Source organism: Idiomarina sp. PL1-037 (genome assembly GCF_034422975.1).
Taxonomy (GTDB): Bacteria; Pseudomonadota; Gammaproteobacteria; order Enterobacterales; family Alteromonadaceae; genus Idiomarina.
Map to the genome: position 1 here is coordinate 1,513,324 of NZ_CP139873.1, position 25,294 is coordinate 1,538,617.

Consider the following 25,294-nt stretch of genomic DNA (forward strand, 5'->3'; position numbering starts at 1 on the left):
GAAAAGCAACGACTAACGCCGTTGCTCAAGAGCATGAATTCGTTCATCTAAAGGCGGGTGACTCATAAACAACTTAGACATAGTTGAGCGCTTTCCTTTTATGCCAAACGCCAGCATAGTGCCATCAAGTTCGGACTCTTTGCCCTGCTGTAAGCGGCGTAAAGCAGCAATCATTTTTTGTTTGCCGACTAAATCTGCGGATCCGGCATCCGCTCTGAATTCACGCTGGCGAGAGAACCACATAACAATGGTACTGGCTAACACGCCAAATACGATTTCCAGCAACATTACGACACCATAATAAGCGAACCCGCCGCCCCGCTGGTTATCACCACCGCGCATTATTGCGCTGGCAATGATTCGTGCGAAAAACATCACAAACGTATTTATCACACCCTGGATCAGGGTCAGTGTCACCATATCGCCATTAGCAATGTGACTAATTTCATGTGCAAGAACCGCCTCAACTTCGTCAGCATTCATGCTTTGCAGTAGCCCGGTACTGACTGCAACCAATGAAGCATTTTTACTGCGCCCGGTAGCAAAGGCATTAGGCTCCGGGGACTGATAAACCGCAACCTGAGGCATAGGCAAGCCTGCTTTTTGCGCCTGTTGCTGAACGGTGCGTAACAACCATTCTTCAGATTGGTTCTGCGGTTTTTCTATAACTCTGGCGCCGGTTGACCGAATTGCCATCCAGCGTGATATCCAGAGCGATACAAAGGCACCACCAAAACCAAACAGCGCACAGAACACCAGTAAGCCCACCGACCCTTGTGCATCAATGCCGGTTACCGCCATCACAATATTAAAGACCACGCTAACAACCAGCAAAATGGCCATGTTAGTCGCTAAAAACAGCAAAATTCTCTTCATTGCTCGTACTCCGGGGAACTTAATCTGCTAAGTTATGTGGGGCTATTTAGTCGTATTTCAATCTTATTTATGGAAATAAATGCTCAAATCTTTTTCTTCCCACTCAGGCAAATAAGGAATAGTAGCGAGCTCTTTTTCGCCCAGCAACTCACGTAACGACTCCAGGTTCTCGGCCTGTCGCGGCATAGGCTCGGCTCCGGTTTGCACGGCTATCCAGCCTGCAACCTCGCAACTTTCCTGCTTTATTGATTGTAAGCTGAGCAACGCATGGTTCAGGCAGCCTAGTTTTAACCCGACCACCAGCACAACTTTCGCATTAATGTCTTTTACCACCTGCGGCATACGTAGCCCGGGAGCCAGAGGTAACTGCCAGCCACCCGCTCCTTCAATCACCAAACTGTCTATTGACTGATCACGAAACCAATCTACCGCTTTCAACAAGCGCTGTTTGTCTATGATCACGTCATTGTCTGCTGCCGCAATATGAGGGGCTATTGCTGCTTCAAAGGTATAAGGATTGACCCTTTCGTAATCAAAAGAAGTATTCGATTGACGCATTAAACTCAGTGCATCTTCATTCACCAACTGTCCATTTTGCCAGTGACAACCGGATGCAACGGGCTTCATTACCGCAACGTGTTGCGACTGCTTTACTAAATACTGAACAAAAGCACATGCTGCAACGGTTTTTCCTGAATCGGTGTCTGTTCCGGTAATAAAATAAGTGCTCATATCAACTTAAACTCAATGCTACTTAACTAATTTAATATTAAGAATTGACCATTCAAGTGGCAATCCCTGCAAAGTCCGATGATTTTCGAAGGCATTTTCCAGCTGCTGCAGGCGGTTGCGCGTCATCAGCCCGGCGTTATCAGTTCGTCTCACATAATTGGCTCCAACCCCTTTAATACTGCCTATAAGTTCACGGACATTGCCAAAGTATTGAGTGTGTTCTTCTAACACGAATTCTGAACGACGCCAGTTAATTGAGTCGACTTCGTTCTGCACACTTTCTGCGCTTTTAAAGCGGTGCGTATGTTGCAAATCGTCCACGGCATTCCAGCTTTTTATGAAAGAATTGAAAGTACCCTCGACAACGGTATTAACGGTTACAACACCACCCGGCTTTAAAAGGCGATAAGCTTCGCTCATCGCTTTTTGCAAATTATCGACCCACTGCATAGACAAATTAGCGAAAAGCCAGTCGACTGAATTGTCTGCTACAGGCAGAGCTTCCCATTCACCATTAACCCAGCTAAGTTCAGGATAATCCGCAGCCGCTTTAGACAACATAGCCGGAGCAATATCAACACCAAGATAATGATTCGCACGGGGTAAGAGCTCTGCTGTCGTTGATGCAGGTCCACAGCCAACGTCAAGCACTTGATTGACATCGGCGGGCCCCAGACTTAATAGCCGGTTCGCTGTTAACCGCTGAATACTCGCGTGCTGGTGATAGTCCTTTGCCGCTCTATTGAACTGCCGCGCAACAGCCTGTTGGAAATTCAATGGTTTCATAATGGGGACTTCATAACTGGCGAATAATCCTATCGACCCGATCCCAGAATTGAGTAAGCTCTGGGGTCGACATTTCTGACGTTAAGCTAAAACGAATACGAGAGCTTCCGACAGGAACCGTTGGCGGACGAATAACGCTGCATAAATACCCCTGAGCCTGTAGTTCTGTCGCCATGTGTAGCGCGTCCTCATCGGAGTTAAACAACCAGGTTTGTATGGCAGAATCGGATTCTACCGTTTTTAAACCGCGTTGCTTTAGTTGTTCCCGAAAATACTGAATGCGCTCAGCGAGTCTTGCGCGACGGTCATCGCCTTCTGCGCTGCGTACAATTTTTACTGAGGCTTTTATTGCAGCAGCCTGAGCCGGCGGCATGGCTGTAGAATAAATGTAATCACGACAAAATTGGATCAGACTTTCAATTTCATCCCCCCCACCACAAACAAATGCGCCGCCGACACCTATTGCTTTCCCAAAAGTGCCGGTTATGACATCTGCAACATCGAAGTCCGCAGCTAATGACCCTCGCCCCTTAGCGCCATACGCGGCTATTCCATGCGCATCATCAAGCATAATTTTGAGGCCATACTTGTGCTTTAAAGACGCCAGCTGGTTTAAATCACAGGCGTCTCCGTCCATGCTAAAAACACCTTCAGTCACTAACCAGTCGCCGGGCGACGCTTTAGCAACCAAAGGTTCTGGTTGGTCATGCGGATACCGCTTAAAACGCCCCTCGCCGTGCTGCATACCGTCAATAATTGAGGCATGAACTAATTTGTCGGCGAACAGCTTTTGTTGCTTATCGACCAGAGTTGTCAACACACCATGGTTTGCCGCGAAACCTGAATTAAACAGCAAAGCTCTCGGTTTACCCAGCCACTCGGCCAGCAATTCTTCCAGTTCCTGATGAACCGCACTGTAACCGCTGAGCAAAGGTGAGCCTGTACTGCCAACACCCCAGGTATCAATAGCTTGCTTAAACGCACGCTTTATATCCGGATGCTGACTTAGGCCGAGATAGTCATTGGTACTGAAATCCAATTGCCAATGAGCGTTGGCGCTACGTACCTTTCGCGAGCGAAACAGCGACGAGCCTTTACGCTGATTAAGCCGCTGTTGATACCCCGACACGATTTTTTCCATTCTCTATTCTTTGCCTATTCTCTACTAAGACGCATCGTAGTATCGAACAGGGTTTTGCTGTTCTTTTATCGCATCTTCAATAACCGCGGTATGAACTTCATCATCATAACCATCGCGCTGTTCAGGCTTTATTCCCAGACGCTCGAATAAACGTAAATCGGCATCCGCTTCAGGATTTGCTGTGGTCAGCAGTTTTTCACCATAGAAGATTGAGTTGGCACCGGCGAGAAAGCACAACGCCTGCATTTCATCGCTCATATCCTCACGACCGGCGGACAAGCGTACGTGCGAAGCCGGCATTAAGATACGAGCTACGGCAACCGTTCGCACAAATTCAAAGTTATCCAGGTCTTCCAGCTTGGCAAAAGGCGTGCCTTCTACTTTAACCAGCATATTAATGGGGACACTTTCCGGGTGCTTAGGCAAGTTCGCCAACTGCACTAATAAAGAGGCACGGTCGGTGACGCTCTCGCCCATACCGACAATGCCTCCGGCACAGACTTTCATGCCGGCATCTCGCACATTATTTAGCGTATTCAATCGATCCTGATAGGTTCGGGTGGTAATGATGTCACCGTAAAACTCCGGTGAGGTATCAAGGTTGTGGTTGTAATAATCGAGACCGGCCTGCTGCAGCATTTTCGCCTGTTCATTACTTAACATGCCAAGTGTCATACAACTTTCCAAGCCCAATGCTTTCACGCCTTTAATCATTTCAATGACGTAAGGCATATCGCGGTCTTTTGGATTACGCCAGGCGGCGCCCATACAAAAACGGCTCGCGCCCTTCTCTTTCGCTGCCTGCGCTTCAGCCAGAACACTTTCTACAGCCATCAGACGTTCGCGATCCAGGCCGGTGTGGTAATGCGCACTTTGTGGACAATACTTGCAGTCTTCAGGACAGGCGCCGGTTTTAATCGACAACAAAGTGCTGACCTGAACTTCGTTCGGGTTAAAATGTTGACGATGCACGGTTTGCGCTTCAAAAACTAAATCATTCAACGGCATCTGCAAAAGATTCTGAACTTCTTCAATGGTCCAGTTATTACGAATTTGTGGCATGGTAAATCTCGTGTGCTTGGCAAATTATGGTCGACTAGAATAATCCAGCTCGATACACTGTCAATATACTTTCAGTTTAATACTTTACAATAGTTTACTTTATGAGCAAAAGTGATATTGAGTTTGACCGACAGCACATTTGGCACCCATACACCTCTATGCTGAATCCCTTACCTGCTTATAAAGTTGAGTCTGCAAAAGGGTGCAGGCTCACTCTGGATAACGGTCAGGAGGTGATTGATGGCATGTCTTCCTGGTGGGCTGTTATTCATGGGTATCGCAACCCACGCTTAGATGCCGTTGCTCACAGTCAGATAGATAAAATGAGCCACGTTATGTTTGGCGGTATCACGCATCAACCCGCTATTGATCTTGCGCGACGTCTTATTGAACTAACTCCCGAGTCTCTTCAGCGGGTATTTATTGCCGATTCAGGCTCTGTCAGCGTTGAAGTTGCCATAAAAATGGCCTTGCAATACTGGTTGGCGCAGGAACGTCCGGAGAAACACCGGTTGTTAACCATCAAGGGCGGCTACCACGGCGACACCTTTAAAGCGATGTCAGTTTGCGACCCGGTCAACGGTATGCACCATCTCTTTAATAAGGCTATTAACTCTCAGCTCTTTGCCGATGCTCCATCGCTAACCCCGGACGATGACTGGACCGCGACCGCAGGTGACGAGCTCATACACTGGTTTGAGCAACATCAAGGTCAGATGGCAGCCGTTATTCTTGAACCTATTGTTCAGGGAGCCGGTGGTATGCGTTTTTATCACCCTGAATACTTAAGGCTTATACGCCAGCTTTGCGACGATTTTGAGGTATTACTGATAGCGGATGAAATTGCGACAGGCTTTGGTCGTACCGGCAAGCTTTTTGCCTGCGAACACGCAGGAATTACACCTGACATTCTCTGCGTTGGTAAAGCACTGACCGGTGGTTACATGACGTTGGCGGCCACGCTAACCACAAAAAAGGTAGCAGAAACCATTGGTCACGGCCCCGGAGGCGGAGCATTAATGCACGGCCCCACCTTTATGGGCAACCCTTTAGCGTGTTCTGTTGCGGCTGAGTCGCTGGCGATTGTTGCTGAGGGTAAGTGGCAGCAACAGGTTGCTGAAATAGAAACCCAGTTAAAGCAGCAACTTCTTCCCCTGGTTGAATATAATGCGGTAAAAGACGCGCGAGTCTTTGGGGCTATTGGCGTATTAGAAATGCACCACCCAATTGATGTCGCCGTTGCACAAAAACGTTTTATTGAATTAGGGGTTTGGATACGCCCGTTCGGACGCTTACTTTATATTATGCCGCCTTATGTTATTTCTAAGAACGAACTCAGCTCTTTAACCAGTGCCATGCAAGACTATGCTGAAAATCAAAGTTCTACTAAGGCTTAATAACCAAAGAAATAAATTGATAGTCCACCTAAACAGCTCATGATCAGTATCAGGATATTCAGCCAAAGGTGCTGCTTGTCCTGACGAAAAAGAACATAATTGAGAATAAAGCTCAGCAGACTCACGCATAGCCCAATAACCAAAAGGATGACAAATAAGTCACCTAACGTAATGTGCCAGTAGTCACGGACAGATACCCCGAAAATTTCAGTTAAAATGGTGTTACGCTCGGGTTTTGCGTAATTAAAGACAACGGCGGCAATAACAAAAATAAGCCAGCCAAAAATAGACAACCATCCCAGAACACGTGACCAAAATGGTACCTGCTTTAAATCCGCTAAGGATCCCCTTTTCATAATTTTTCTCTCTGTTCTCAGGGGTTATACTTGAGTCTGCGCCAAAGCGCGGTAACATAGCAACCTTTCTATAGCAAAATAGTGTAAATTTCGGAGAAAACCAACTCATGTCGTATGCTTCTGTAGTGGATGTTCTGACGGGAAAAGTCGCTGTCGATGAGACCGTCACGGTCCGGGGCTGGGTCCGTACCCGCCGTGACTCTAAAGCCGGTATTTCATTTATTAACTTGCACGATGGCTCATGCTTTGATGCCATTCAGGCCGTGGTTCCGGCAGAACTTCCCAATTACAGTAATGAAGTTCAGAAACTGACGACCGGTTGCTCTGTAGCTATTACCGGTGTTGTCGTTCCTTCTCAGGGCAAAGGTCAGTCATTTGAACTGCAGGCAACTAAAGTTCATGTATACGGTTGGGTAGAAGATCCAGACACCTACCCTATGGCGCCCAAGCGTCACAGCATGGAATATTTACGTGAATACGCACATTTGCGTCCGCGCACCAACATTACCGGTGCAGTCATGCGTGTTCGTAATGCATTATCTCAGGCTATTCATCGCTTCTTCCATGAGGAAGGTTATTTGTGGGTGAGCACACCAATCATTACAACGTCTGATTGTGAAGGTGCCGGTGAAATGTTCCGTGTTTCAACACTGGACATGCTGAATATCCCGAAAACAGATAAAGGCGAAGTCGACTACTCTGAAGATTTTTTCGGCAAAGAAGCCTTTTTAACCGTTTCCGGGCAGCTAAACGTTGAGTCTTACGCCAGCTCGCTGTCTAAAGTTTACACCTTTGGGCCGACATTCCGCGCTGAAAACTCAAACACCAGCCGTCACTTGTCTGAATTCTGGATGGTAGAACCCGAGCTGGCATTCGCCACGTTAGATGATGTTGCCGGCTTAGCCGAAGCCATGCTCAAGTACGTGTTTAAAGCCGTACTTGAAGAGCGCCCGGACGACATGGCTTTCTTTGCCGAGCGCATTAACTCTGACGCTATCAGCCGTTTAGAAGCCATTGTTAATAACGACTTTGTGCATATGGATTACACCGACGCCATCGAAATACTGAAAAACTGTGATAAAAAGTTTGAGTACTCGGTTGAATGGGGTGTGGATTTACAATCAGAGCACGAGCGTTATCTAGCTGAAGAGCATGTGGGTGCGCCGATTATTCTGAAAAACTACCCGCGCGATATCAAAGCGTTTTACATGCGTCAGAACGAAGACGGCAAAACCGTTGCCGCTATGGACGTTTTAGCGCCAGGTATTGGTGAGATTATTGGTGGTTCCGCCCGTGAAGAACGTTTAGACATTCTTGACCAGCGCATTGAAGAAATGAACCTGCCAAAAGAAGAGTACGGCTTCTACCGCGATTTGCGTCGTTACGGTACTGTTCCTCACGCCGGTTTTGGCTTGGGTTTTGAGCGCTTAGTGGCTTATGTCACCGGCGTACAGAATATTCGTGACGTTATACCGTTCCCCCGGGCTCCGAAAAGTGCTGAATTTTAATCCAGCACTAAATCATTGCCGTTCATAAAAAACGGTGATGAATCTTTTTGAGGCTTTATTGGCGTAGGGACTGCAGGTGTCCCTACGTACAGAAAGCCGACAATGGCATCGTCTACAGATAACCCCATCTGCTCTTTGATAAAATCGTCCTCGGCCATCCATCCGGTACGCCAGATAGCACCAATATCTTGTGCAAAAGCCGCTTGCTGCATGCCGTGAGTTGCACAGGCAACCGTACACAGCTGCTCATCACGAGGGACTTTCGGGTGTTCCTGAAAACGCAGACAAGAAACAATTATCATTGGTGCCCGAAAAGGCAGCTGCCCAGCCTGCTCTATGACCGTTTCCGAAAAGTCATTAAGGCGGGCAGCCTGCTGGTAGATATCCGCCAGAATTTGCCTCTCTTTTCCCTGAAATTGAATAAACTGATATGGCGTTAGTCCCATATGATCGGGCGCGCGAACAGCTGAAGCTTTTATTAATTCCAATTGCTCTACAGTAGGGCCAGGTTCACTCAAACGCGGCATGGAGGAACGGCGGGTTAATAATTCTTTGGCATTCATACTTCAACCTTATTCAATGTGTAACGGTTAGTTACATTCTCTGGCTGGTCTGTCACTCAGACATTCGATATGCTAAGGCCTGTTTTAATTAGCAAATGAGAATTTAACTATGCGTTCAGTCGGGTCAATCTTCAGTTATTTGTGGAAAATAATCAACGGTACGCGCAAGGTCATTTTGAACCTTGTATTCTTTTTAATCCTCGCGGTTTTTCTCGTTAGTTTATTTAGCGGAGAAGATCCTATCGAAGTGCCGGAAAATGGCATTCTGGTTCTTAACCCTAATGGCATGCTGGTTGAAGAGAAGACCTGGGTTGATCCTTTTAGTCAATTCCTGAATGAAGCTATGGGAAGCAGTGATGATATCCCCGAAGTTCTGCTATCTGATGTGGTCGACTCAATTGAGAAAGCCAAAACAGACGAGCGTATAGGCGCACTGTATTTAAACTTACAAAACTTGTACCCAAGCGGACTCAATAAGTTACAGGCAGTTGCCGAGGCTCTTGACGATTTCCGTACCTCTGGTAAACCCATTATCAGTAATGCTGATTACTATGAACAACACCAGTATTACCTTGCAGCACACGCCGATCAGTTGTACCTAAACCCAATGGGTGGAGTTGTATTTGAAGGGCTGGATTACACTCAGCTTTACTTTAAAGATTTACTCGACAAGCTTAAGGTTCAGCCTCAAGTCTTTAAAGTTGGTAAATTTAAAGCGGCAGTTGAACCTTTCATTCGTAACGACATGTCTGACGAAGCACGAGAAGCCAATGAGTTTCTTTATTCAGCCTTGTGGGATAGTTTCCGTACCGACGTGACAGCAGCTCGTAACATTAATCCGTTAGTTACCAGCGGTAAAATTGATGATTACATGTCGGCCTTTAACAGTGCCAATGGCGACATGGCCAAAATGGCGCTAGAAACAAATATGGTTGATGCTTTACGCACTCGCACCGAAGTGAGAAACGAGCTCATCAATTTAGCCGGATACGATAAAGAAGAAGATACCTTCCGTCATATCACCTACAACAACTATCTGGCGACTGAGATGGAAGTTCCAGAAAGTCTGCAACCGACAGACCGTAGCCAGATAGCAGTAGTTGTTGCCCGCGGGCAAATCGTTAATGGTTCGCAAAAAGCCGGTATGATTGGTGGTGACAGCACCGCAAAACTGATTCGTGATGCACGCAATAATAAGCAGACGAAAGCAATTGTGCTGCGCATAGACAGCCCCGGCGGTAGTGCCTTTGCGTCTGAAATTATCCGACAGGAAATTCTCCAGGCAAAAGAAGACGGTATTCCAGTTGTTGCATCAATGAGCACAGTTGCAGCGTCTGGTGGTTACTGGATTGCAGCAGATGCCGATAAAATTGTGGCCGCCCCAACCACTATTACCGGCTCTATCGGTGTTTTCGGTCTGTTAATGACTCTGGAAGATAGTTTGGCGGCTATTGGCGTTCATAGCGATACTGTCAGTACTACTGAGATAAAAAGTTTAAACCCACTGGAAGAAATGACTGAGTACCAAAAGAATCTGGTCCAAAGCTCGGTTGAAACCACCTACGAAGACTTTTTAACTATTGTCAGTAAGGCTCGCAACATGTCCCGCGACGACGTACACGAAGTTGCTCAGGGCCGTATCTGGACTGGGAAACAGGCAATGGAGCGTGGATTAGTTGACCAGTTGGGTGATTTTGACGACTCAGTAGCAGCGGCCGCAAAGTTGGCTGCCATTGATGAGTACGATGTAAGAGTTATTCAGCAAGAACTGTCACCGAAAGAGCAGTTTTTGGCCAACATGTTCAACAGCTCTTCAGAGTACCTCCCCGTTCCAGCTGTTGGTAGTGAGGCTCAACACTGGTTAGTGGGTACACTTAACAAAGTGAAATCTGAAACTGCGGTTTTACAAAACTTTAATGACCCTAAAAATGTTTACTCTTACTGTGCACTCTGCCTTCAACCGCGATAGAATTATCGCGGTTATTTCGCAGAGCACAGGAGTGAACTTTGCCTCGTAAAAAGATTTATGTCGCTTACACTGGCGGCACTATAGGTATGAAAAAATCAGCTCAGGGTTATGTTCCGGTTGCGGGACACCTGAGCCGGTGCGTTGAAAACATGCCCGAATTCTTCCGCGATGAGATGCCGGAATTCACCATTAATGAATATTCACCATTAATGGACTCATCCAATATGACGCCGTCTGACTGGGTGATCATTGCTCGTGATATAGAACAAAACTACGACGATTATGATGGTTTCGTTATTTTGCACGGCACCGACACCATGGCTTATACGGCGTCCGCTCTGTCCTTTATGCTACAAAATCTGAGCAAACCCGTTATTGTAACCGGTTCACAAATACCGCTAGCCGCCCTGCGCTCGGATGGCCAGACCAACCTGCTCAATTCGCTTTATGTGGCAGCCAATTATCCCATACCCGAAGTTGGCTTGTTCTTTAACAATACGCTTTACCGTGGGAACCGCTCGACCAAAGCGGACGCCAACGGATTTAAGGCTTTTGCCTCTCCGAACTACCCATCACTACTTGAAGCAGGGATCCAGATTCAATTAAACGCAGGAGAACTGTCGGAACCCTCAAGCCAATCGTTAAAAGTCATTGAAATGACCCCTCAGCCAATCGGTGTGGTCATGCTTTATCCGGGAATATCCGCTGACATTGTAAAAAACCAGCTACAACAGCCCGTAAAAGCCATGATTTTACAAAGTTACGGTGTTGGTAATGCGCCACAGGACGAGGCCCTGCTGACTAGCCTTAAAGAGGGCATTAACCAGGGCATCACGATTCTTAACTGTACTCAATGCTTTCGTGGTCGGGTCAATATGGACGGCTATGCGACAGGTAATGCTCTGGCTGAAATCGGTATCGTATCTGGAGCTGATATGACCATTGAGGCAGCATTGACTAAGTTGCATTATCTGCTGTCACAAGATTTAAGCCCGAGTAAAATGCAGAAATTGTTACAGAAGAATTTACGTGGCGAATTAACTTCGCCATAATTTGACGAAGCTTAAAAATAATAAGAACAATTATGGCAAATTCATCACCTGCGTTCGCAACGCGATTAGGGTTTATATTAGCTGCCGCTGGTTCAGCGGTTGGCGTTGGCAATATTTGGGGCTTCCCTACTCAGGCCGCCAGTAATGGTGGCGGTGCTTTTCTATTGGTCTATCTGATCATGATTGTTTTACTGGCATATCCCATGCTGGTAGCCGAAATAACCATTGGCCGCATACGACGCCAGAACCCAATAGAAGCATTACGTAACTTATCCGGTAAGCCTTTTTTAAGAGGCTCAGGTGCTATCGCGGGCGTCACTGGCCTTATTGTCTTAAGCTTAATACTGAGTTTCTACGCTATCGTATCGGGCTGGCTAGTTTCCTATATGCTGGCGCCACTGATGGTTGTAATAGGTCAACCTGAAACCGCCTTATGGTTTACTGAATTTTCAGTTTCACGAAATATAACCACCATGATATTTTTTATGCTGCTAACGGTTTACGTTGTACGTTCAGGTGTAAACAACGGCATAGAACGCTGGTCCAGGCGGTTAATGCCTATATTATTTATATTGTTGATTGGCATGTCCGCTTACATTTTGACGCAGGACGGTGCGATACAGGGCCTGAAAATGTATCTGGTTCCGGACTTCTCAACCATTACCGATCCGAACCTAATTATTCGCGCCATGGGGCAGGCGTTTTTCTCTTTATCGCTCGGTGTTTGCGTGATGATGACTTACGGTGCCTACCTTTCAAACTCCGAGAACATACCAAAAACAGCAGCCTGGGTAGCCGGCATTGATACCAGCGTTGCGTTTTTAGCTGGCCTGCTTATCTTACCTGCTATGTTTGTAGCGCAATCTAATGGCGTTACCATTTATGCTGACGATGGCACCCTGCTCTCGGCGGATACTTTAGTTTTTACTGTTCTACCTGCGATGTTTGATGCATTGGGTTACGCTGGACTATTTATGTCTTTTGGTTTTTTTCTGTTAATGGTTATTGCCGCGATTACCTCATCCATTTCTATGCTGGAAGCACCTGTCAATGCGCTTAGAGAGGAAGCGAACTGTGACCGTAGCAGCGGTGTATGGATAATTGCACTTGTGGTTACTGCCATTTCCACGATTATTATTTATAACTTTGAATTACTGTTCGGTGCTGTTATTACGTTTAGCACCGTTTATATGCAACCAATAATGGCACTGGTGTTCGGCATTATGCTGACCTGGGTATTACGCCAGAATCATTTATTAAAAGCGTTAAAGCAAGGCTCACCAGACATTGATAAAAGCTTGTTCTGGAAGATATGGCCGTGGTACGTAAAGTTCATTTGCCCGATACTGATTCTGCTGGTTATCTGGCGTGGTTAATAACCGCTGGAAAGGCTCTTCAACTTATTGAAGAGCCTTTTTTCTATAAATACATTAGATAACAAACATGTCCATAAACTCGTTAACCGCGATATTTTCAAAAGACTGCTGCTGACGGCATTGCTCAAAAATAGATTTAACCCGGGGCTCAGGAAAACGAGTCGCTAAATTCGCTTTAAACTTGCTTTCAAGCACAGGAAAGCCCTCTTCCCGGCGTCTTCTGTGGCCTATCGGATATTCCACCTCAACTTTTTCAGTATGAGTTCCATCTTTGAAAAACACCTGTAAAGCATTGGCTATAGAACGCTTCTGCGGGTCATGATAATCCTGGCTATATTGCTTGTTTTCAACCACTTCCATTTTTTCACGTATGGTATCAATAACCGGGTTATTTTCGTGAAAGCCATTTTCGTAATGATCCGCCGTTAGCTCACCAAAAATTAAAGGCACGGCAGTCATGTATTGCAAACAATGGTCTCTGTCTGCTGGATTAGCCAACTTCCCGTGTTTTGAAATGATTCGAATAGCTGACTCATGAGTCGTTATTTCAACTTTTTCAATATCATCAACTCTGCCTTTAACTTCTGAGTGCAATGTCACGGCAGCTTCACAGGCAGTCTGAGCATGAAACTCAGCCGGGAAAGACAATTTAAATAAAATGTTTTCCATAACGTAATTGCCGTAGTCACGCTGAAACTTAAATTCCCAGTCCTCTTTTGGTTTCAACTGCTGATCTTTATTGGTTTTATTAAACAGTACATCATAGAAGCCCCACTGCGGAGCAGTTAGTGCTCCGGGAATACCCATTTCACCGCGCATCGTTATATCGGCCAAACGTACAGCTCTTGAAGTGGCATCGCCGGCAGCCCAGGATTTACGCGAGCCGGCATTAGGTGCGTGCCGATAAGTTCTTAACGACTGACCGTCTACCCAGGCTTGCGAGACAGCAGCCATAATCTGTTCTCTGGAACCACCCATTAACCAGGTAACCACGGCGGTAGAGGCCACTTTAACCAACACAACATGGTCGAGACCAACGCGATTGAAACTGTTTTCTATAGCTAAATTCCCCTGAATTTCATGAGCTTTAATCATCGCTTCTAAAACGGTTTTCATGGTTAAAGGCTTTTCGCCTTTTGATATTCGTTTTTGCGAAATATAGTCAGCGGTTGCCAGTATGCCGCCTAAATTATCGGAGGGGTGACCCCATTCTGCTGCCAGCCAGGTATCATTAAAGTCCAGCCAACGAATAATACAACCTATATCCCAGGCTGCTTTGGCCGGATCCATGCGAAATTGAGTTCCCGGTACGCGGGCGCCGTTTGGAACCGTGGTTCCTTCAACCAGAGGACCTAAATGTTTACTACACTCCGGGAAGCGCAGTGCTAATAAACCGCACCCCAGGGTATCCATCAAGCAGTTCCGAGCGGTATTCCAGGCTTCCTCACTGTCTACTTTGTAATCGATAACGTAGTCTGCAATGGTCTGAATGACTTCGTCGTAGTCGGGACGTTCATTACTTTCAACGGTTGTACTCATCACTGACTCCTTAATTAATTTTATTATCAGAACGGGCTATCCATTTGTTTATATGTACCCTGAAAAGTGCCATTTTGATCGCCATGAATTGTTAACAAGCCGGAAGAAAAGGATAAAAAAAACCCGGAACCAATCCAGATTGTTCCGGGTATAGGGGAATGGCTCAAAGGTTGAGCCGTGCGCTAACTCATGACAAAGATAATGCATTAGGTCGCATAAAATTTGTTCAGTAAACTTCAGTGTAGACAATATCAAAGAGATGTCTAATATTTTTAAGAAACTTTTTTATCTTACTGTTTTTGAAAAACTTTCACTAAAAAGAACACAGGTTATACACAACTAGTTAAGAGTTAGCGAACAGCTTATAATAGTTAGCTGTCGTGGTCTTAGCCACCTCTTCTAAGGTAATGCCTTTTACGTCAGCTACGCATTTTGCAACGTCGACAACATAGGCTGGCTGGTTCTCTTTACCACGATGCGGAACCGGCGCTAACCAGGGACTGTCGGTCTCAATTAAGAGTTTTTCCAATGGCAATGCTTTGATTGTGTCACGCAGCTCCTGAGCATTGCGGAACGAAGCGATACCAGAAATAGAAATAAAGAAATCGAGATCATCAATGGCTTTTTTTGCCATATCGAGAGATTCGGTAAAACAGTGCAAGACACCGCCTGGCTTATCAGCATGGCCATTTCTTAATAGCGACAAGGTGTCCTGCTGAGCGTCACGCGTATGAATAATCAGTGGTTTATTGACGTCGTTGGCTATTTCAATATGTTGCTCGAAGTTTTCCTGCTGTAGCACTTTTGACTCAGGATGGTAAAAGTAATCGAGCCCCGTCTCTCCTACCGCAACAACGCTATTCAATGCTGTTAGCTCGCGCAATTTTGCACCTAACTCAGCTATTGGCGTCTGACTGTCTTTCACATACAAAGGATGCACACCACAAGAAATTGAAACATCATCGAATTCGGCTACAGCCGCCTGCATGGCCGGAAAGTCTTCGAGGGTAACGCAAACACACAGCATGTGCTCAACCTTATTAGCTCGTGCCGCTGCAACAATTTCTTTTAAATCGGCACCCGCTTTTTCAGGGTTGATTTTATCCAAATGACAGTGTGAGTCGACGAACATAGATAGCTCCACTTAGCGTTGATTTGAGTGACAAAAGTCGTTAACCAGTTGGCGGAAGAGTTTACCATATTCGCTTGTATGATGGCGGCAAAGGTAACGAAGATAATGAATCAATGCTTGCTGTGAGGGTAAGACCGCAACCACCAACCAGTTCTTTAGCCCCATAACCTCAAACCGAAACACCACGCTCACTTCTAAACATAGAGGCTCACTTTCTATATCTGGGCATTGGAACTCTAATCTAGCTCTGTCATCTACCGCGATATCAGCCGTTTCGCAGTTAACCAACAGAGTAAAGGACTGAAACTCAGGAACAACGTAAGCAGAGAGCTCTGTCGCTGATTGTGGACTTAATTTTAGCGTCAACATGACAACTCCGTTTTACGGAGTCGCTATGCTGAAAGAGTATTCGACCAGCGACTCCAGGCAAAACTTAATAATAACGGCAAATTGATCCCGGTTGAGCCCTGATATCGCTGACGTAGCTGTCGGCATTCGGATACCCATTCACTCAGTTGCGCGACATTGACCCACTCATAGTTGCTGATTTGTTGTAATTCGTCCGCCAATTGCTCATAACGCAAACGCGTAGCAGCGGCTCGTTGGCTAATCAACAACCAATCCATTAGTAAGTTCTCGGAAATATCCAGCCAGCTTAATGCGCCATCTTTCTCTTTTAACAGGGGTAATTCCTGCTGCCCTCGTAGTCCGGCCAGAAGCTGTCCGGCAAAAGTCACTTGGTCGTCGCTCTGTATGGTTGTCGGGTACGCAATGCTCACCCACTGCATGCGGCTTCTTAAGGTGGGCAGTAAGCGCTCTGCGTCCTTAGTTGAAACCAACCAGTGTGTATCGGCCGGAGGCTCTTCTAAAACTTTCAGCAGAGCGTTGCCAGCCTGTTCTGTCATTTTTTCCGCTTCCAGTATGACCGCGACTTTTAATCCATTCTGGTTCGCTGTCTGTGTTACGCTTTGTTGCAGTTCGCGTACCGTATCAACACCTATTCGATTAACTTGTGCACCATCAATAGTCCAGGTGTCCGGATGATTACCCGATAGGTAAAGTAAACAGGATTTGCATTTCCCGCAGGCACTTTTGCCCGGTTGCTTACACAACAAAAACTGATTCAGGCGCTGAATAAACTCGGTCGAGCCACCCTCAACATGATGTTGCAAGTAATAAGCATGAGCCAGGCGTCCGGCCTCGGCACTTGCTACTAGTCTCAACCAGGGTTCTCGCAGCCACGGAAAAGCCATTAAAACAAATACTCCTCAATTGCTCTCAATATTGACTGATGTACATCCAGCATCGACTGGTTTGCGTCGATAACAATGATGCTCGGATCTTTAGCTGCAATATTCAAATAGCGTTGCCGAGTACGTTGAAAAAAGGCTAAATCTTCTTCTTCAATGCGATCCAGCTCACCTCGTTCACGCGCTCGTTCAAGACCTTTCTTCTCTTCAACATCAAGTAGTAACGTTAAGTCGGGGGTAAAATTCCCTAAAGTAATTTTCCGTATCTTTTGCAACAACTCATCACCGAGTTCACGACCACCGCCCTGATAGGCTCTGGAAGACAAATCATGGCGATCACCAATAACCCAGCGATTTCTGGATAGCGCGGGTTTGATGACATTATCGACCAACTGAACCCGGCTGGCGTACATAAGTAAGAGCTCGGTAGTGGGACTGACTTTTTCATCCCACTTCTTTTTTACCAAGTCCCGCAGTGATTCAGCTAACAGTGTGCCACCAGGCTCCCGAACCGTTTCAGCCTGAATTCCTTTTGCCTGAAGATGCGTGACAACACTTGCGATAGCCGAACTTTTACCGGCTCCCTCAAGTCCTTCGATAACAATAAATTTTCCTGACATAATCACTCTTGATTCAGTTGATATCGGCGTACAGCCCGTTGATGTTCTTCCAGCGTTTCTGAGAAAACATGACCACCCGATTTATCCGCAACAAAATAATAGTACGGAGAACGTACAGGATTCGCTGCGGCTTCAATTGAAGCTTCGCCGGGCATAGCGATTGGTGTTGGAGGTAGCCCATCAATTCGATAGGTATTATAAGCCGTTTTCTCACGCAAATGAGCCCGGGTGATATTGCCGTCAAAATTTTCAATACCATAGATTGTCGTCGGGTCAGACTGTAAGCGCATGTCGATAGCCAGACGGTTAGCAAATACACTTGCGACTAACGGACGTTCATCGGCCAAACCGGTCTCTTTTTCAATAATAGAAGCCAGTATTAACAGCTCGTAAGGTGAATTTACAGGGCACCGGTCTGAGCGTTCTTGCCAGACATTTTCCAGCACGCGCTGCATAGACTGGTACGCCTGTTTCAGGATAGCGATATCGGTTGTATAAGCTCTGTAACTGTAGGTTTCAGGTAGTAAAACACCTTCTAACGAAGTCTCTGTAACGCCAAGCTTTTGCCTTAGTTCCTCCGCGCTCAATTCAGAAGACTCGTCTTTTAAATAAGGCAGCTGTTTCAGTTGAGCACGCCATTGTTCAAGTGTAAGGCCTTCCACCAGAGTCACGGTAAAGGTTTTTTCTCGTCCCTGACTCAACATACTCCAAATATCAAACCAGCTCTGCTGCCCATGAATTTCATAAAGGCCGGCCTGCAAATGATTAATATCAGCAAAAAACTGACTCAGCCGGTAACTTAATGCCGAATGTCCACCCTCAAAATGCTCTGTCACTTGGGATGTCACGCTACGGGCGGTTGCTCCACCTCTAAAGTCTAACAGTAGCGGGGTACTAGCATCATTTTGTATCGGCTGCGATAAATACCAGCGTCCGGACAAAAAAACAACCGCGACCGAAATCGCAAAAACTGCAGCAAGCAGCACTAAAATAAGACGTATTTTCATAATATAAGCTGCTCTAACACCGCTGGCAATTTGCACTTATCCAATATTTTACCATTAAACTGAACAACCGTAACAGCGCCTCTGACACTGTTGCTGAGGATGATTTGCTCAGCATCGGTTAACGTTTCCAAGGAGAAGTGACCGATACGCAAAGGCACAAGCATGCCCTCATCAATAATCAACTGGCGCATAATGCCTTGTACTCCGGAAAAACTCAGATCAGGCGTATACCATTGCCCTTGTTTGTACCAAAAAACATTTCCCTGTATAGCTTCGACAACATTACCTTCAGAGTCGCAGACCAGTAAATCGTCATATTCAGAGGCTCGGCACTCTTGGGATAACAAAACCTGTTCTAACCGATTTAATGTTTTTAAACCGGCCAGCTTAGGCTGTCTGGCTAAGTTCAATTCAGCAACACCAAGACTAACCGGTTTAAGGTTACCCGGAGCATCACTTATCTGAATGTATTCATTTGCCTCTGAGCCGTCTGAAAAGCCGTATCCCCGGCCACCATACCCTCTAGTGACAATAATCTTACACACACCGTTTTCAATGCCATCACAAGCGTTAATAATACGTTGATGCAAAGAGTCAAAACTTGGATGGTTTATAAATAAACGGGTATTAGCTTCAGACAGTCGGCTCAAATGTCTCTCAACATGCAAAGGCACACCTTGAACAACTCGCATTGTTGTAAAGTGCCCGTCACCGAACTGCAGCCCTCTGTCTATTTCCGAACATTGGAAAGGCGTATTATTAAATAGTATTTTTCTTATTGTCATAACAAAAAAGGCGGAACCAATGGCTCCGCCTTTTATATCACGTTCTACGACAAATTAGTCGTTAGAATGATTATTTACGTAATCGATAGCTGATTGAACTGTTTTAATTTTTTCAGCTTCTTCGTCTGGAATTTCAGTTTCAAATTCTTCTTCCAAAGCCATTACCAGTTCAACTGTGTCCAGAGAATCAGCACCCAGGTCATTTTCAAATGACGCTTCAGGCTTAACTTCTTCTTCTTTAACACCTAATTGTTCAACAATGATTTTTTTAACGCGTTCTTCAATAGTACTCATGATTATAAAATCCCTCAATAGTCATCGCGAGAGTGAAAATTGGCTGTAGTGTAGTGAAACCAGCCTCATTAATAAAGTAAAAAATAGCATAAAGTTAAGAGGTCGTACCGTTCCCCCCTTAAACCATCGCCATACCACCATTAACGTGAATGGTTTCACCAGTGATATAAGCAGCACCTTCTGATGCTAAAAATGCTACCGCAGCAGCAATTTCCTTTGGCTCGCCTAAACGTGCTGCCGGAATATTATCAAAAATAGCCTGTTTTTGCTCATCATTCAGAGCTTTTGTCATATCTGTATCAATAAACCCCGGCGCAACACAGTTCACGGTAATGCCGCGAGCTGCAACCTCTTTAGCCATTGCCTTACTGAAACCAACCAGTCCGGCTTTAGCGGCACAATAGTTAACCTGCCCTGGGTTTCCTGTTGTGCCAACAACTGAACTGATATTAATAATACGGCCGTTACGACGTTTCATCATGCCGCGCACAACCGCTTTACAAACTTTAAATACGGCTGACAAATTCGTGTTTAACACAGCATCCCACTCGTCGTCTTTCATTCGCATCATCAGATTATCGCGGGTAATGCCGGCGTTATTCACTAGAATATCAATAGAACCGTATTCTGATTCAATCTCTTTAATAACCTGCTGGAGACTATCAGAGTCGGTTACATCCAACGCCAGGCCTTTGCCTTTTGAACCAAGATATTCGGAGATTGCAGCGGCACCTTTATCAGAGGTAGCCGTACCAATAACTTTCGCTCCCTGACTAGAAAGCAGTTCAGCTATTGCCTTTCCTATTCCCCGGCTTGCGCCTGTAACTAATGCGACTTTATTCTCAAAGTTTTGCACGTAAATAACCTTTTTATTAAAGTGAGTTCAAAGAGTCTAGCGTATTCAACGCACTACAACCAAAAGCCTTAGTAATACGCTTGTTTAATCCAGTCAGTACTTTTCCAGGACCAACTTCATAGGCTGATTCGACATCCAGTTTCGCAATCTGTTCAACCGTCTCAGTCCAGCGCACAGGACAAAAAAGCTGACGCACCAAAGCATCTTTAATGGCATCTTCGCTATCGGCTATTGCAACGTCGACATTATTAATGACCGGCGTGTGTGGCTGTTTCAACTTTATCGACTTCAATGCGTCGGCTAGTTGGCTGGCGGCTGGCTGCATCAAAGCACAATGTGAAGGCACGCTAACAGGTAACGGCAAAACACGTTTAGCTCCGGCTTCTTTTAACGCTTCTGCGGCGCGAGCTACGGCGTCTGCATGTCCAGCTATAACCACCTGACCCGGCGAATTATAATTCACCGGAGTCACTATTTGTTCCCCAGCCTGCTCTAAACAAATTTTTTCTATTTCGGCATCTTCAAGGCCAATAACCGCGGCCATAGCACCTTCGCCTTCGGCTACAGCTTGCTGCATAAACTCGCCGCGCAGGGCTACAAGTTTAACCGCGTCGGTAAATTCCAGTGCTCCGGCGCATACAAGGGCTGAATACTCGCCCAGGCTATGGCCGGCCATAACGGCAGCATCGGCCAGGCCTTTCTCTTTAGCGACGCGATACAGTGCAACGCTGGCAGTTAATAACGCAGGCTGTGTCCGTTGCGTTTCATTCAATTGCTGCTCAGGCCCCTGTTGGACAAGCTGCCAAAGGTCATACCCGAGAACACTGCTGGCCTCTGCGAACGTTTCTTTCACTAATGCGCAATCATTAGACAAGTCACTTAACATACCAACCCTTTGAGAGCCTTGCCCCGGAAATAACAATGCCGTTTTAGTCATAATCATCCTCTTAATATTGAACGAGCGCTGAACCCCACGCAAAACCGCCACCAAAAGCCTCTAACAAGAGTTTCTGACCACGCTTAATGCGTCCATCCTTAACCGCCCAGTCAAGTGCAATGGGTACCGATGCCGCAGAAGTATTCCCTGTTGAGTCCAGAGTAATTACCACGCGCTCCATCGGCATCTGTAATTTTTTCGCTGTCGCATTAATAATACGTAAATTTGCCTGATGCGGAATTAACCAGTCCAGATCATGTGCCTGTAATTGATTCTTGGCTAAGGTTTCGGTTACTAAGCTACTGAGTTTTGAAACCGCAACTTTAAAGACCTCGTTACCCTTCATGTACATCCAGGCGTTTTCTCTGCCGCGGTCGGCCCCTCTGGAGGCTTGTTTAGCTCCTAACAAGTGGCTGTATTCGCCGGCGCTGAATAGATGAGTGGAGAGTATTCCTGGAGTATCATTTTGTTCCAGGACGACCGCTCCGCCGCCGTCCCCAAAAAGCACCACGGTGTTACGATCATAGGGATCACATAAACGCGCCAGTACATCAGCGCCGATGACCAGAACACGTTGGTGCTGCCCACTTTTAATAAATTGATCAGCGACAGAGAGCGCATAAATAAAACCGGAGCATGCCGCTCCAACGTCGAAAGCAGGAATCGATGTAACGCCCAGCATTCGTTGAATTTCACAGGCCGCACTTGGAAAAGCGTGCTCGGCCGATGTGGTCGCCACCACAATCATATCGATATCCTGGGGGCTTAAACCGGCGGCAGCCAGTGCTTCTTTTGCCGCTTCATAACCTAAAGTCGCTGCGGTTTCATCAGGTGCCGCAATGCGCCGTTCTTTAATGCCGGTTCTTTCTGTTATCCACTCGTCAGACGTATCAACCCGCTGGGAAAGTTCTTCATTAGTAAGCCGTTGTTCGGGCAGATAATGCCCGGTACCAACAATTTTTGCATAAGTCATAGCGCTACTTAACTGGTTACAGCTGTTCTGATAAGACTGCTTCGACACGATGTTTAATTCGCTCAGGAAGCTGTTCATGCGCTTCTGCGACGGCTTGTTGAATTGCACTATAAAAAGCGCCGGCGCTAGCGCTACCGTGACTTTTTATCACGACATGGCGCAATCCTATCAGACTCGCACCATTGTAGTGGTCGGGCTTCAACCTATCCCAGGACTTGTGCGTCCGTTTTTGTAAAAAACGGAAGAAAAACCGATAAAGCCAATGTGAGCTCAGTGTGTCGCGCATTTGATCAATAATGAATGTTGCCAGACCTTCGCAGCTTTTAAGTGCAATGTTCCCGACGAAACCATCACAAACTACAACATCAGCTCTGCCACTAAATAAGTGGTTACCTTCAATAAAACCAATGTAGTTTAGCTGGTCGCATTGCGCGAGCCTGGCTGCTGCATTACGCACAACATCATTGCCCTTGATATCTTCTTCACCCATATTCAACAGGCTAATTTTAGGCGCGGGCACGCCCGATAAATACTCAGCTGCCACAGCACCCATAACACCAAACTGAAACAAAGTTTCTGAATCGCAACTGGCATTAGCGCCGAGATCAAGCAGGTAAGATTTTCCGCCGGTTTGATTCGGCAAAGCCGTCATCAATGCCGGGCGTAGAACACCAGGAAGCGTTTTCAACGTAAAGTAGGCATTAGTCATTAATGCGCCAGTATTGCCGCCGCTTACCATTGCCTGACAATTACCGTCGGTTAGGGTTTTCAGCGCAACGCGCATGGAGGACTCAGGCTTACTACGCAGGGACTGACCTGGTTTATCATCCATTTCGATAACCTGTTCGGCGTGAACAAGATTTACAGAAGGATGTGAGCTTAAATTGAATTTATCGAGTAACGGGGTGAGTTCTTTCTCGTGCCCGACAACGGTGAATTTAACATCGGAATACCGATGAACCGCTTTTTCCAGGGCTTCTATAACAATAGAGGGGCCATTATCGCCCCCCATTGCATCAATCGCTATGTTCAGTTCAGGCATGGCCTGTCTTACTTGTTAACGACCTTACGACCCTTGTAATAACCGTCGGCTGTTACGTGGTGACGACGATGCGTCTCACCCGTAGTTGAGTCAACCGACAGTGTTGGGCCGTCTATTGCATCGTGTGAACGACGCATGTCGCGTCTTGAACGACTTTTCTTACTTTTTTGAACAGCCATTTACGCTATCTCCTGATTATTTACGCTTCAATTCTTGTAATACGGCAAACGGGTTCTCAGACTCTTCAGCATCTGATTCGTCAATTTCGCCCCACGTCATCGCATCACGATCCACCTGACATACCTTAGCGTCGTGCTTAGGAACTATTGGCATAGCCAGAATTAATTCGTCTTCAACAAGCCCATGCAGGTTAAATTCTCCAAAATCGTTTACCTCAATAGCTTCATAGCTATCGGGAAAGTCATCTGCCACCTGTCGCTTAGTGACAGGAGCATACGCAAACTGCGCGAGAATATCAACATCCAGGGGCGTATTACAGCGTTCACAAAGTACTTTGACAGCAACTTTTGCTTTCCCTGTAAAATAACTAATGCCCTGTTCATCAATTCCAAACTCAACACTGGCCTCAGGATCGGGGCAAGGTTCTACCAAACTTTCCTGAAGTCTTGTCAATGTTTTTCCGGGCACTACCCCATCATATGCCACTTTTTTGTTGGCACTTTTGACTGGGTCGACCGTTACGGGAATACGAACTTTTTGCATAGCGCGCGAATGTTAACGAAGTTCCGCTTTACTGACAAGGGAAATCTGTCGTTAATCCTTATTTAGAGGGTTAATTCCGTGAGTTCTCAACATATCCAGTAAAGCGATAGCTGGTAACCCGATGAGTGCATTGGGGTCGTTGCCTTTTAAGCCGCTGAACAAACTGATTCCCAACCCTTCGCTTTTGAAGCTGCCGGCACAATCAAAGGGCTTTTCAAGCTCAACATAACGTTCTATTTCTTCGGCAGTCAGTTGACGAAATTCAACTTCAAACGGCTCTATTCTTACTTCGCATTGTTGAGCCTCTGTATTAAGAACAGCCAGCCCAGTATAAAAGGTTACCGTTTTGCCAATAAAGCTGGACAATTGTCGCACCGCATTGTCATGGTTGCCTGGTTTGCCTAAAATGTTGCCATCACAAACAGCAACCTGATCGGAACCAATAATAATGGCATTATCGTAGGTCATTCTTCTCTCGACCGCCCGTGCTTTGGCTTCTGCTAACCGCCCCACTAATTGTTGTGGGCTTTCTGAGCTAATCGCACTCTCGTCTATGTCCGGCTTCACAACATCGTAGTTCAAATGCAGTCTATCTAAAATTTCACGACGGTACTTAGAACCTGACCCCAAAATTAGTGGCAACGTCATAACGTCTCCCTGACAAGTTTGCTGCTGAGCTCTGAAAGCGAATCGATCACTATTGTAGCACCGGCTTCACGTAAACGTTCAGCGTCATGTACGCCAAAGCTTACACCAATTGCCTGTACGCCTGCCGCGACCGCCATTTTCATATCGTGAACAGAGTCTCCAACCATTACGGTGTGTTCAGGCTGAGTTTTAAGTTCATTCATAATTTCATAAAGCATCTGGGGGTCAGGCTTACCTTTCGTTTCACTGGCGCACCGCGAAGTATCAAAGTAATGTTCGGTTTCGCTTTCCACCCAGACTCGTTGTAATCCTCGCCGAGCCTTGCCAGTCGCGACGGCCAAACGATAGCCCGCACTGGATAACTGAGAAAGCACCGCTTTTGCGTCGTGAAATAAGGGCGACGGCGTTGTATTTAGATCGATATATTCATCGCGATACTGAGTTAAAAAGTTATTCATTTGTGTCGCGTTAAGTACACCGAACAGTTTTTCTATTGCAGGTTCAAGGCTTAAACCAATAATGTCTCTGACTGACATCTCGGTCGGAACGGGTAACCCCGTATGCTCTGCTGTGTTTTGCATCGATGACACAATTCGGCCAATGGAGTCCATTAAAGTGCCGTCCCAGTCAAACACCACAAGTCGCTTATCGCACATCATTATAAGCTGTC

At 46.2% G+C, this 25,294-nt stretch carries 28 protein-coding genes; 5 read left to right on the top strand and 23 right to left on the bottom strand.

Annotated features, from left to right (window positions below; genetic code table 11):
• Nucleotides 1–12 precede the first annotated feature (12 nt).
• The 5 genes from htpX to bioB all read right to left on the bottom strand — a co-directional run bounded on the left by htpX (nucleotide 13) and on the right by bioB (nucleotide 4,597).
• On the bottom strand, nucleotides 13–876 hold the full coding sequence (gene htpX, locus U0358_RS07070) for a protease HtpX (protein WP_253619945.1): 864 nt from the start codon (nucleotides 874–876) through the stop codon (nucleotides 13–15).
• A gap of 63 nt (nucleotides 877–939) precedes the next feature.
• Complete coding sequence (gene bioD / locus U0358_RS07075) at nucleotides 940–1,608, bottom strand: dethiobiotin synthase (protein WP_317496958.1); 669 nt, start codon at nucleotides 1,606–1,608, stop codon at nucleotides 940–942.
• Nucleotides 1,609–1,626: 18 nt separating this feature from the next.
• Nucleotides 1,627–2,394, bottom strand: coding sequence for a methyltransferase domain-containing protein (locus U0358_RS07080; protein ID WP_322405769.1), 768 nt, complete (start codon nucleotides 2,392–2,394; stop codon nucleotides 1,627–1,629).
• A 10-nt stretch (nucleotides 2,395–2,404) separates the two neighbouring features.
• Nucleotides 2,405–3,535 carry an aminotransferase class I/II-fold pyridoxal phosphate-dependent enzyme gene (locus U0358_RS07085; protein WP_322405770.1) on the bottom strand — a complete coding sequence of 377 codons (1,131 nt, stop codon included), beginning with the start codon at nucleotides 3,533–3,535 and terminating at the stop codon, nucleotides 2,405–2,407.
• A gap of 24 nt (nucleotides 3,536–3,559) precedes the next feature.
• On the bottom strand, nucleotides 3,560–4,597 hold the full coding sequence (gene bioB / locus U0358_RS07090; RefSeq protein WP_317496961.1) for a biotin synthase BioB: 1,038 nt from the start codon (nucleotides 4,595–4,597) through the stop codon (nucleotides 3,560–3,562).
• Nucleotides 4,598–4,698: 101 nt separating this feature from the next.
• On the opposite strand from bioB, the gene bioA reads away from it, so the two are divergent.
• Nucleotides 4,699–5,994, top strand: a complete 1,296-nt coding sequence (bioA, locus tag U0358_RS07095; protein ID WP_322405771.1) for an adenosylmethionine--8-amino-7-oxononanoate transaminase — start codon at nucleotides 4,699–4,701, stop codon at nucleotides 5,992–5,994.
• Here the strand turns inward: bioA and U0358_RS07100 are convergent.
• On the bottom strand, nucleotides 5,991–6,350 hold the full coding sequence (locus tag U0358_RS07100) for a hypothetical protein (protein ID WP_322405772.1): 360 nt from the start codon (nucleotides 6,348–6,350) through the stop codon (nucleotides 5,991–5,993). The genes bioA and U0358_RS07100 overlap by 4 nt on opposite strands.
• A 107-nt stretch (nucleotides 6,351–6,457) precedes the next feature.
• Here U0358_RS07100 and asnS point away from each other — a divergent pair, with 107 nt between their 5' ends.
• Nucleotides 6,458–7,858 (top strand): asparagine--tRNA ligase, encoded by a 1,401-nt coding sequence (asnS, locus tag U0358_RS07105; RefSeq protein WP_322405773.1) that lies wholly within the window; start codon nucleotides 6,458–6,460, stop codon nucleotides 7,856–7,858.
• Here asnS and U0358_RS07110 read toward each other — a convergent pair.
• Nucleotides 7,855–8,421, bottom strand: a complete 567-nt coding sequence (locus U0358_RS07110; RefSeq protein ID WP_322405774.1) for a nitroreductase family protein — start codon at nucleotides 8,419–8,421, stop codon at nucleotides 7,855–7,857. The two genes, asnS and U0358_RS07110, sit on opposite strands and share 4 nt — an antisense overlap.
• A 109-nt stretch (nucleotides 8,422–8,530) precedes the next feature.
• Here U0358_RS07110 and sppA point away from each other — a divergent pair, with 109 nt between their 5' ends.
• From sppA to U0358_RS07125, 3 genes are read left to right on the top strand one after another with little or no spacing between them, the layout of a single operon-like run.
• Nucleotides 8,531–10,390 (top strand): signal peptide peptidase SppA, encoded by a 1,860-nt coding sequence (sppA, locus tag U0358_RS07115; protein ID WP_322405775.1) that lies wholly within the window; start codon nucleotides 8,531–8,533, stop codon nucleotides 10,388–10,390.
• Between the two features lie 38 nt (nucleotides 10,391–10,428).
• Nucleotides 10,429–11,442 carry an asparaginase gene (gene ansA, locus U0358_RS07120; protein ID WP_322405776.1) on the top strand — a complete coding sequence of 338 codons (1,014 nt, stop codon included), beginning with the start codon at nucleotides 10,429–10,431 and terminating at the stop codon, nucleotides 11,440–11,442.
• A 32-nt stretch (nucleotides 11,443–11,474) separates the two neighbouring features.
• Nucleotides 11,475–12,818, top strand: coding sequence for a sodium-dependent transporter (locus tag U0358_RS07125; protein ID WP_322405777.1), 1,344 nt, complete (start codon nucleotides 11,475–11,477; stop codon nucleotides 12,816–12,818).
• Nucleotides 12,819–12,872: 54 nt separating this feature from the next.
• On the opposite strand, the gene U0358_RS07130 is transcribed toward U0358_RS07125, so the two are convergent.
• The 16 genes from U0358_RS07130 to U0358_RS07205 form a co-directional block, all read right to left on the bottom strand.
• Nucleotides 12,873–14,357, bottom strand: coding sequence for a bifunctional 2-methylcitrate dehydratase/aconitate hydratase (locus U0358_RS07130; protein WP_322405778.1), 1,485 nt, complete (start codon nucleotides 14,355–14,357; stop codon nucleotides 12,873–12,875).
• A gap of 343 nt (nucleotides 14,358–14,700) precedes the next feature.
• Nucleotides 14,701–15,489 (bottom strand): TatD family hydrolase, encoded by a 789-nt coding sequence (locus U0358_RS07135; RefSeq protein ID WP_322405779.1) that lies wholly within the window; start codon nucleotides 15,487–15,489, stop codon nucleotides 14,701–14,703.
• A 12-nt stretch (nucleotides 15,490–15,501) separates the two neighbouring features.
• Nucleotides 15,502–15,858: a hypothetical protein gene (locus U0358_RS07140; RefSeq protein ID WP_322405780.1), complete on the bottom strand. Its 357-nt coding sequence runs from the start codon at nucleotides 15,856–15,858 to the stop codon at nucleotides 15,502–15,504.
• A gap of 23 nt (nucleotides 15,859–15,881) precedes the next feature.
• A complete protein-coding gene (locus tag U0358_RS07145; RefSeq protein ID WP_322405781.1) occupies nucleotides 15,882–16,742 on the bottom strand; it encodes a DNA polymerase III delta subunit-related protein in 861 nt (286 codons plus the stop codon).
• Entirely contained in the window at nucleotides 16,742–17,359 is a 618-nt protein-coding gene (tmk, locus tag U0358_RS07150; RefSeq protein ID WP_317496973.1) for a dTMP kinase, read from the bottom strand. The genes U0358_RS07145 and tmk overlap by 1 nt, the downstream gene beginning before the upstream one ends.
• A 2-nt stretch (nucleotides 17,360–17,361) precedes the next feature.
• Nucleotides 17,362–18,366, bottom strand: a complete 1,005-nt coding sequence (gene mltG / locus U0358_RS07155) for an endolytic transglycosylase MltG (RefSeq protein WP_322405782.1) — start codon at nucleotides 18,364–18,366, stop codon at nucleotides 17,362–17,364.
• On the bottom strand, nucleotides 18,363–19,151 hold the full coding sequence (gene pabC, locus U0358_RS07160; protein WP_322405783.1) for an aminodeoxychorismate lyase: 789 nt from the start codon (nucleotides 19,149–19,151) through the stop codon (nucleotides 18,363–18,365). The genes mltG and pabC overlap by 4 nt, the downstream gene beginning before the upstream one ends.
• 54 nt (nucleotides 19,152–19,205) lie before the next feature.
• Nucleotides 19,206–19,445 (bottom strand): acyl carrier protein, encoded by a 240-nt coding sequence (acpP, locus tag U0358_RS07165; RefSeq protein WP_011234585.1) that lies wholly within the window; start codon nucleotides 19,443–19,445, stop codon nucleotides 19,206–19,208.
• 118 nt (nucleotides 19,446–19,563) lie between these two features.
• Complete coding sequence (fabG, locus tag U0358_RS07170; protein ID WP_322405784.1) at nucleotides 19,564–20,301, bottom strand: 3-oxoacyl-ACP reductase FabG; 738 nt, start codon at nucleotides 20,299–20,301, stop codon at nucleotides 19,564–19,566.
• Between the two features lie 16 nt (nucleotides 20,302–20,317).
• The gene (gene fabD / locus U0358_RS07175) at nucleotides 20,318–21,238 is read right to left on the bottom strand and encodes an ACP S-malonyltransferase (RefSeq protein ID WP_322405785.1); all 921 of its coding nucleotides are present in this window, start codon (nucleotides 21,236–21,238) and stop codon (nucleotides 20,318–20,320) included.
• Between the two features lie 10 nt (nucleotides 21,239–21,248).
• On the bottom strand, nucleotides 21,249–22,211 hold the full coding sequence (locus U0358_RS07180) for a beta-ketoacyl-ACP synthase III (RefSeq protein WP_317496977.1): 963 nt from the start codon (nucleotides 22,209–22,211) through the stop codon (nucleotides 21,249–21,251).
• Between the two features lie 16 nt (nucleotides 22,212–22,227).
• The gene (plsX, locus tag U0358_RS07185) at nucleotides 22,228–23,253 is read right to left on the bottom strand and encodes a phosphate acyltransferase PlsX (protein WP_317496978.1); all 1,026 of its coding nucleotides are present in this window, start codon (nucleotides 23,251–23,253) and stop codon (nucleotides 22,228–22,230) included.
• 8 nt (nucleotides 23,254–23,261) lie between these two features.
• Nucleotides 23,262–23,432, bottom strand: coding sequence for a 50S ribosomal protein L32 (gene rpmF, locus U0358_RS07190; protein WP_011234590.1), 171 nt, complete (start codon nucleotides 23,430–23,432; stop codon nucleotides 23,262–23,264).
• 16 nt (nucleotides 23,433–23,448) lie between these two features.
• Nucleotides 23,449–23,976, bottom strand: a complete 528-nt coding sequence (gene yceD / locus U0358_RS07195) for a 23S rRNA accumulation protein YceD (protein WP_317496979.1) — start codon at nucleotides 23,974–23,976, stop codon at nucleotides 23,449–23,451.
• 51 nt (nucleotides 23,977–24,027) lie between these two features.
• On the bottom strand, nucleotides 24,028–24,624 hold the full coding sequence (locus tag U0358_RS07200) for a Maf family protein (protein ID WP_317496980.1): 597 nt from the start codon (nucleotides 24,622–24,624) through the stop codon (nucleotides 24,028–24,030).
• Nucleotides 24,621–25,283 (bottom strand): HAD-IA family hydrolase, encoded by a 663-nt coding sequence (locus U0358_RS07205; protein WP_317496981.1) that lies wholly within the window; start codon nucleotides 25,281–25,283, stop codon nucleotides 24,621–24,623. Before U0358_RS07205 ends, U0358_RS07200 begins: the two co-directional genes overlap by 4 nt.
• Nucleotides 25,284–25,294 lie beyond the last annotated feature (11 nt).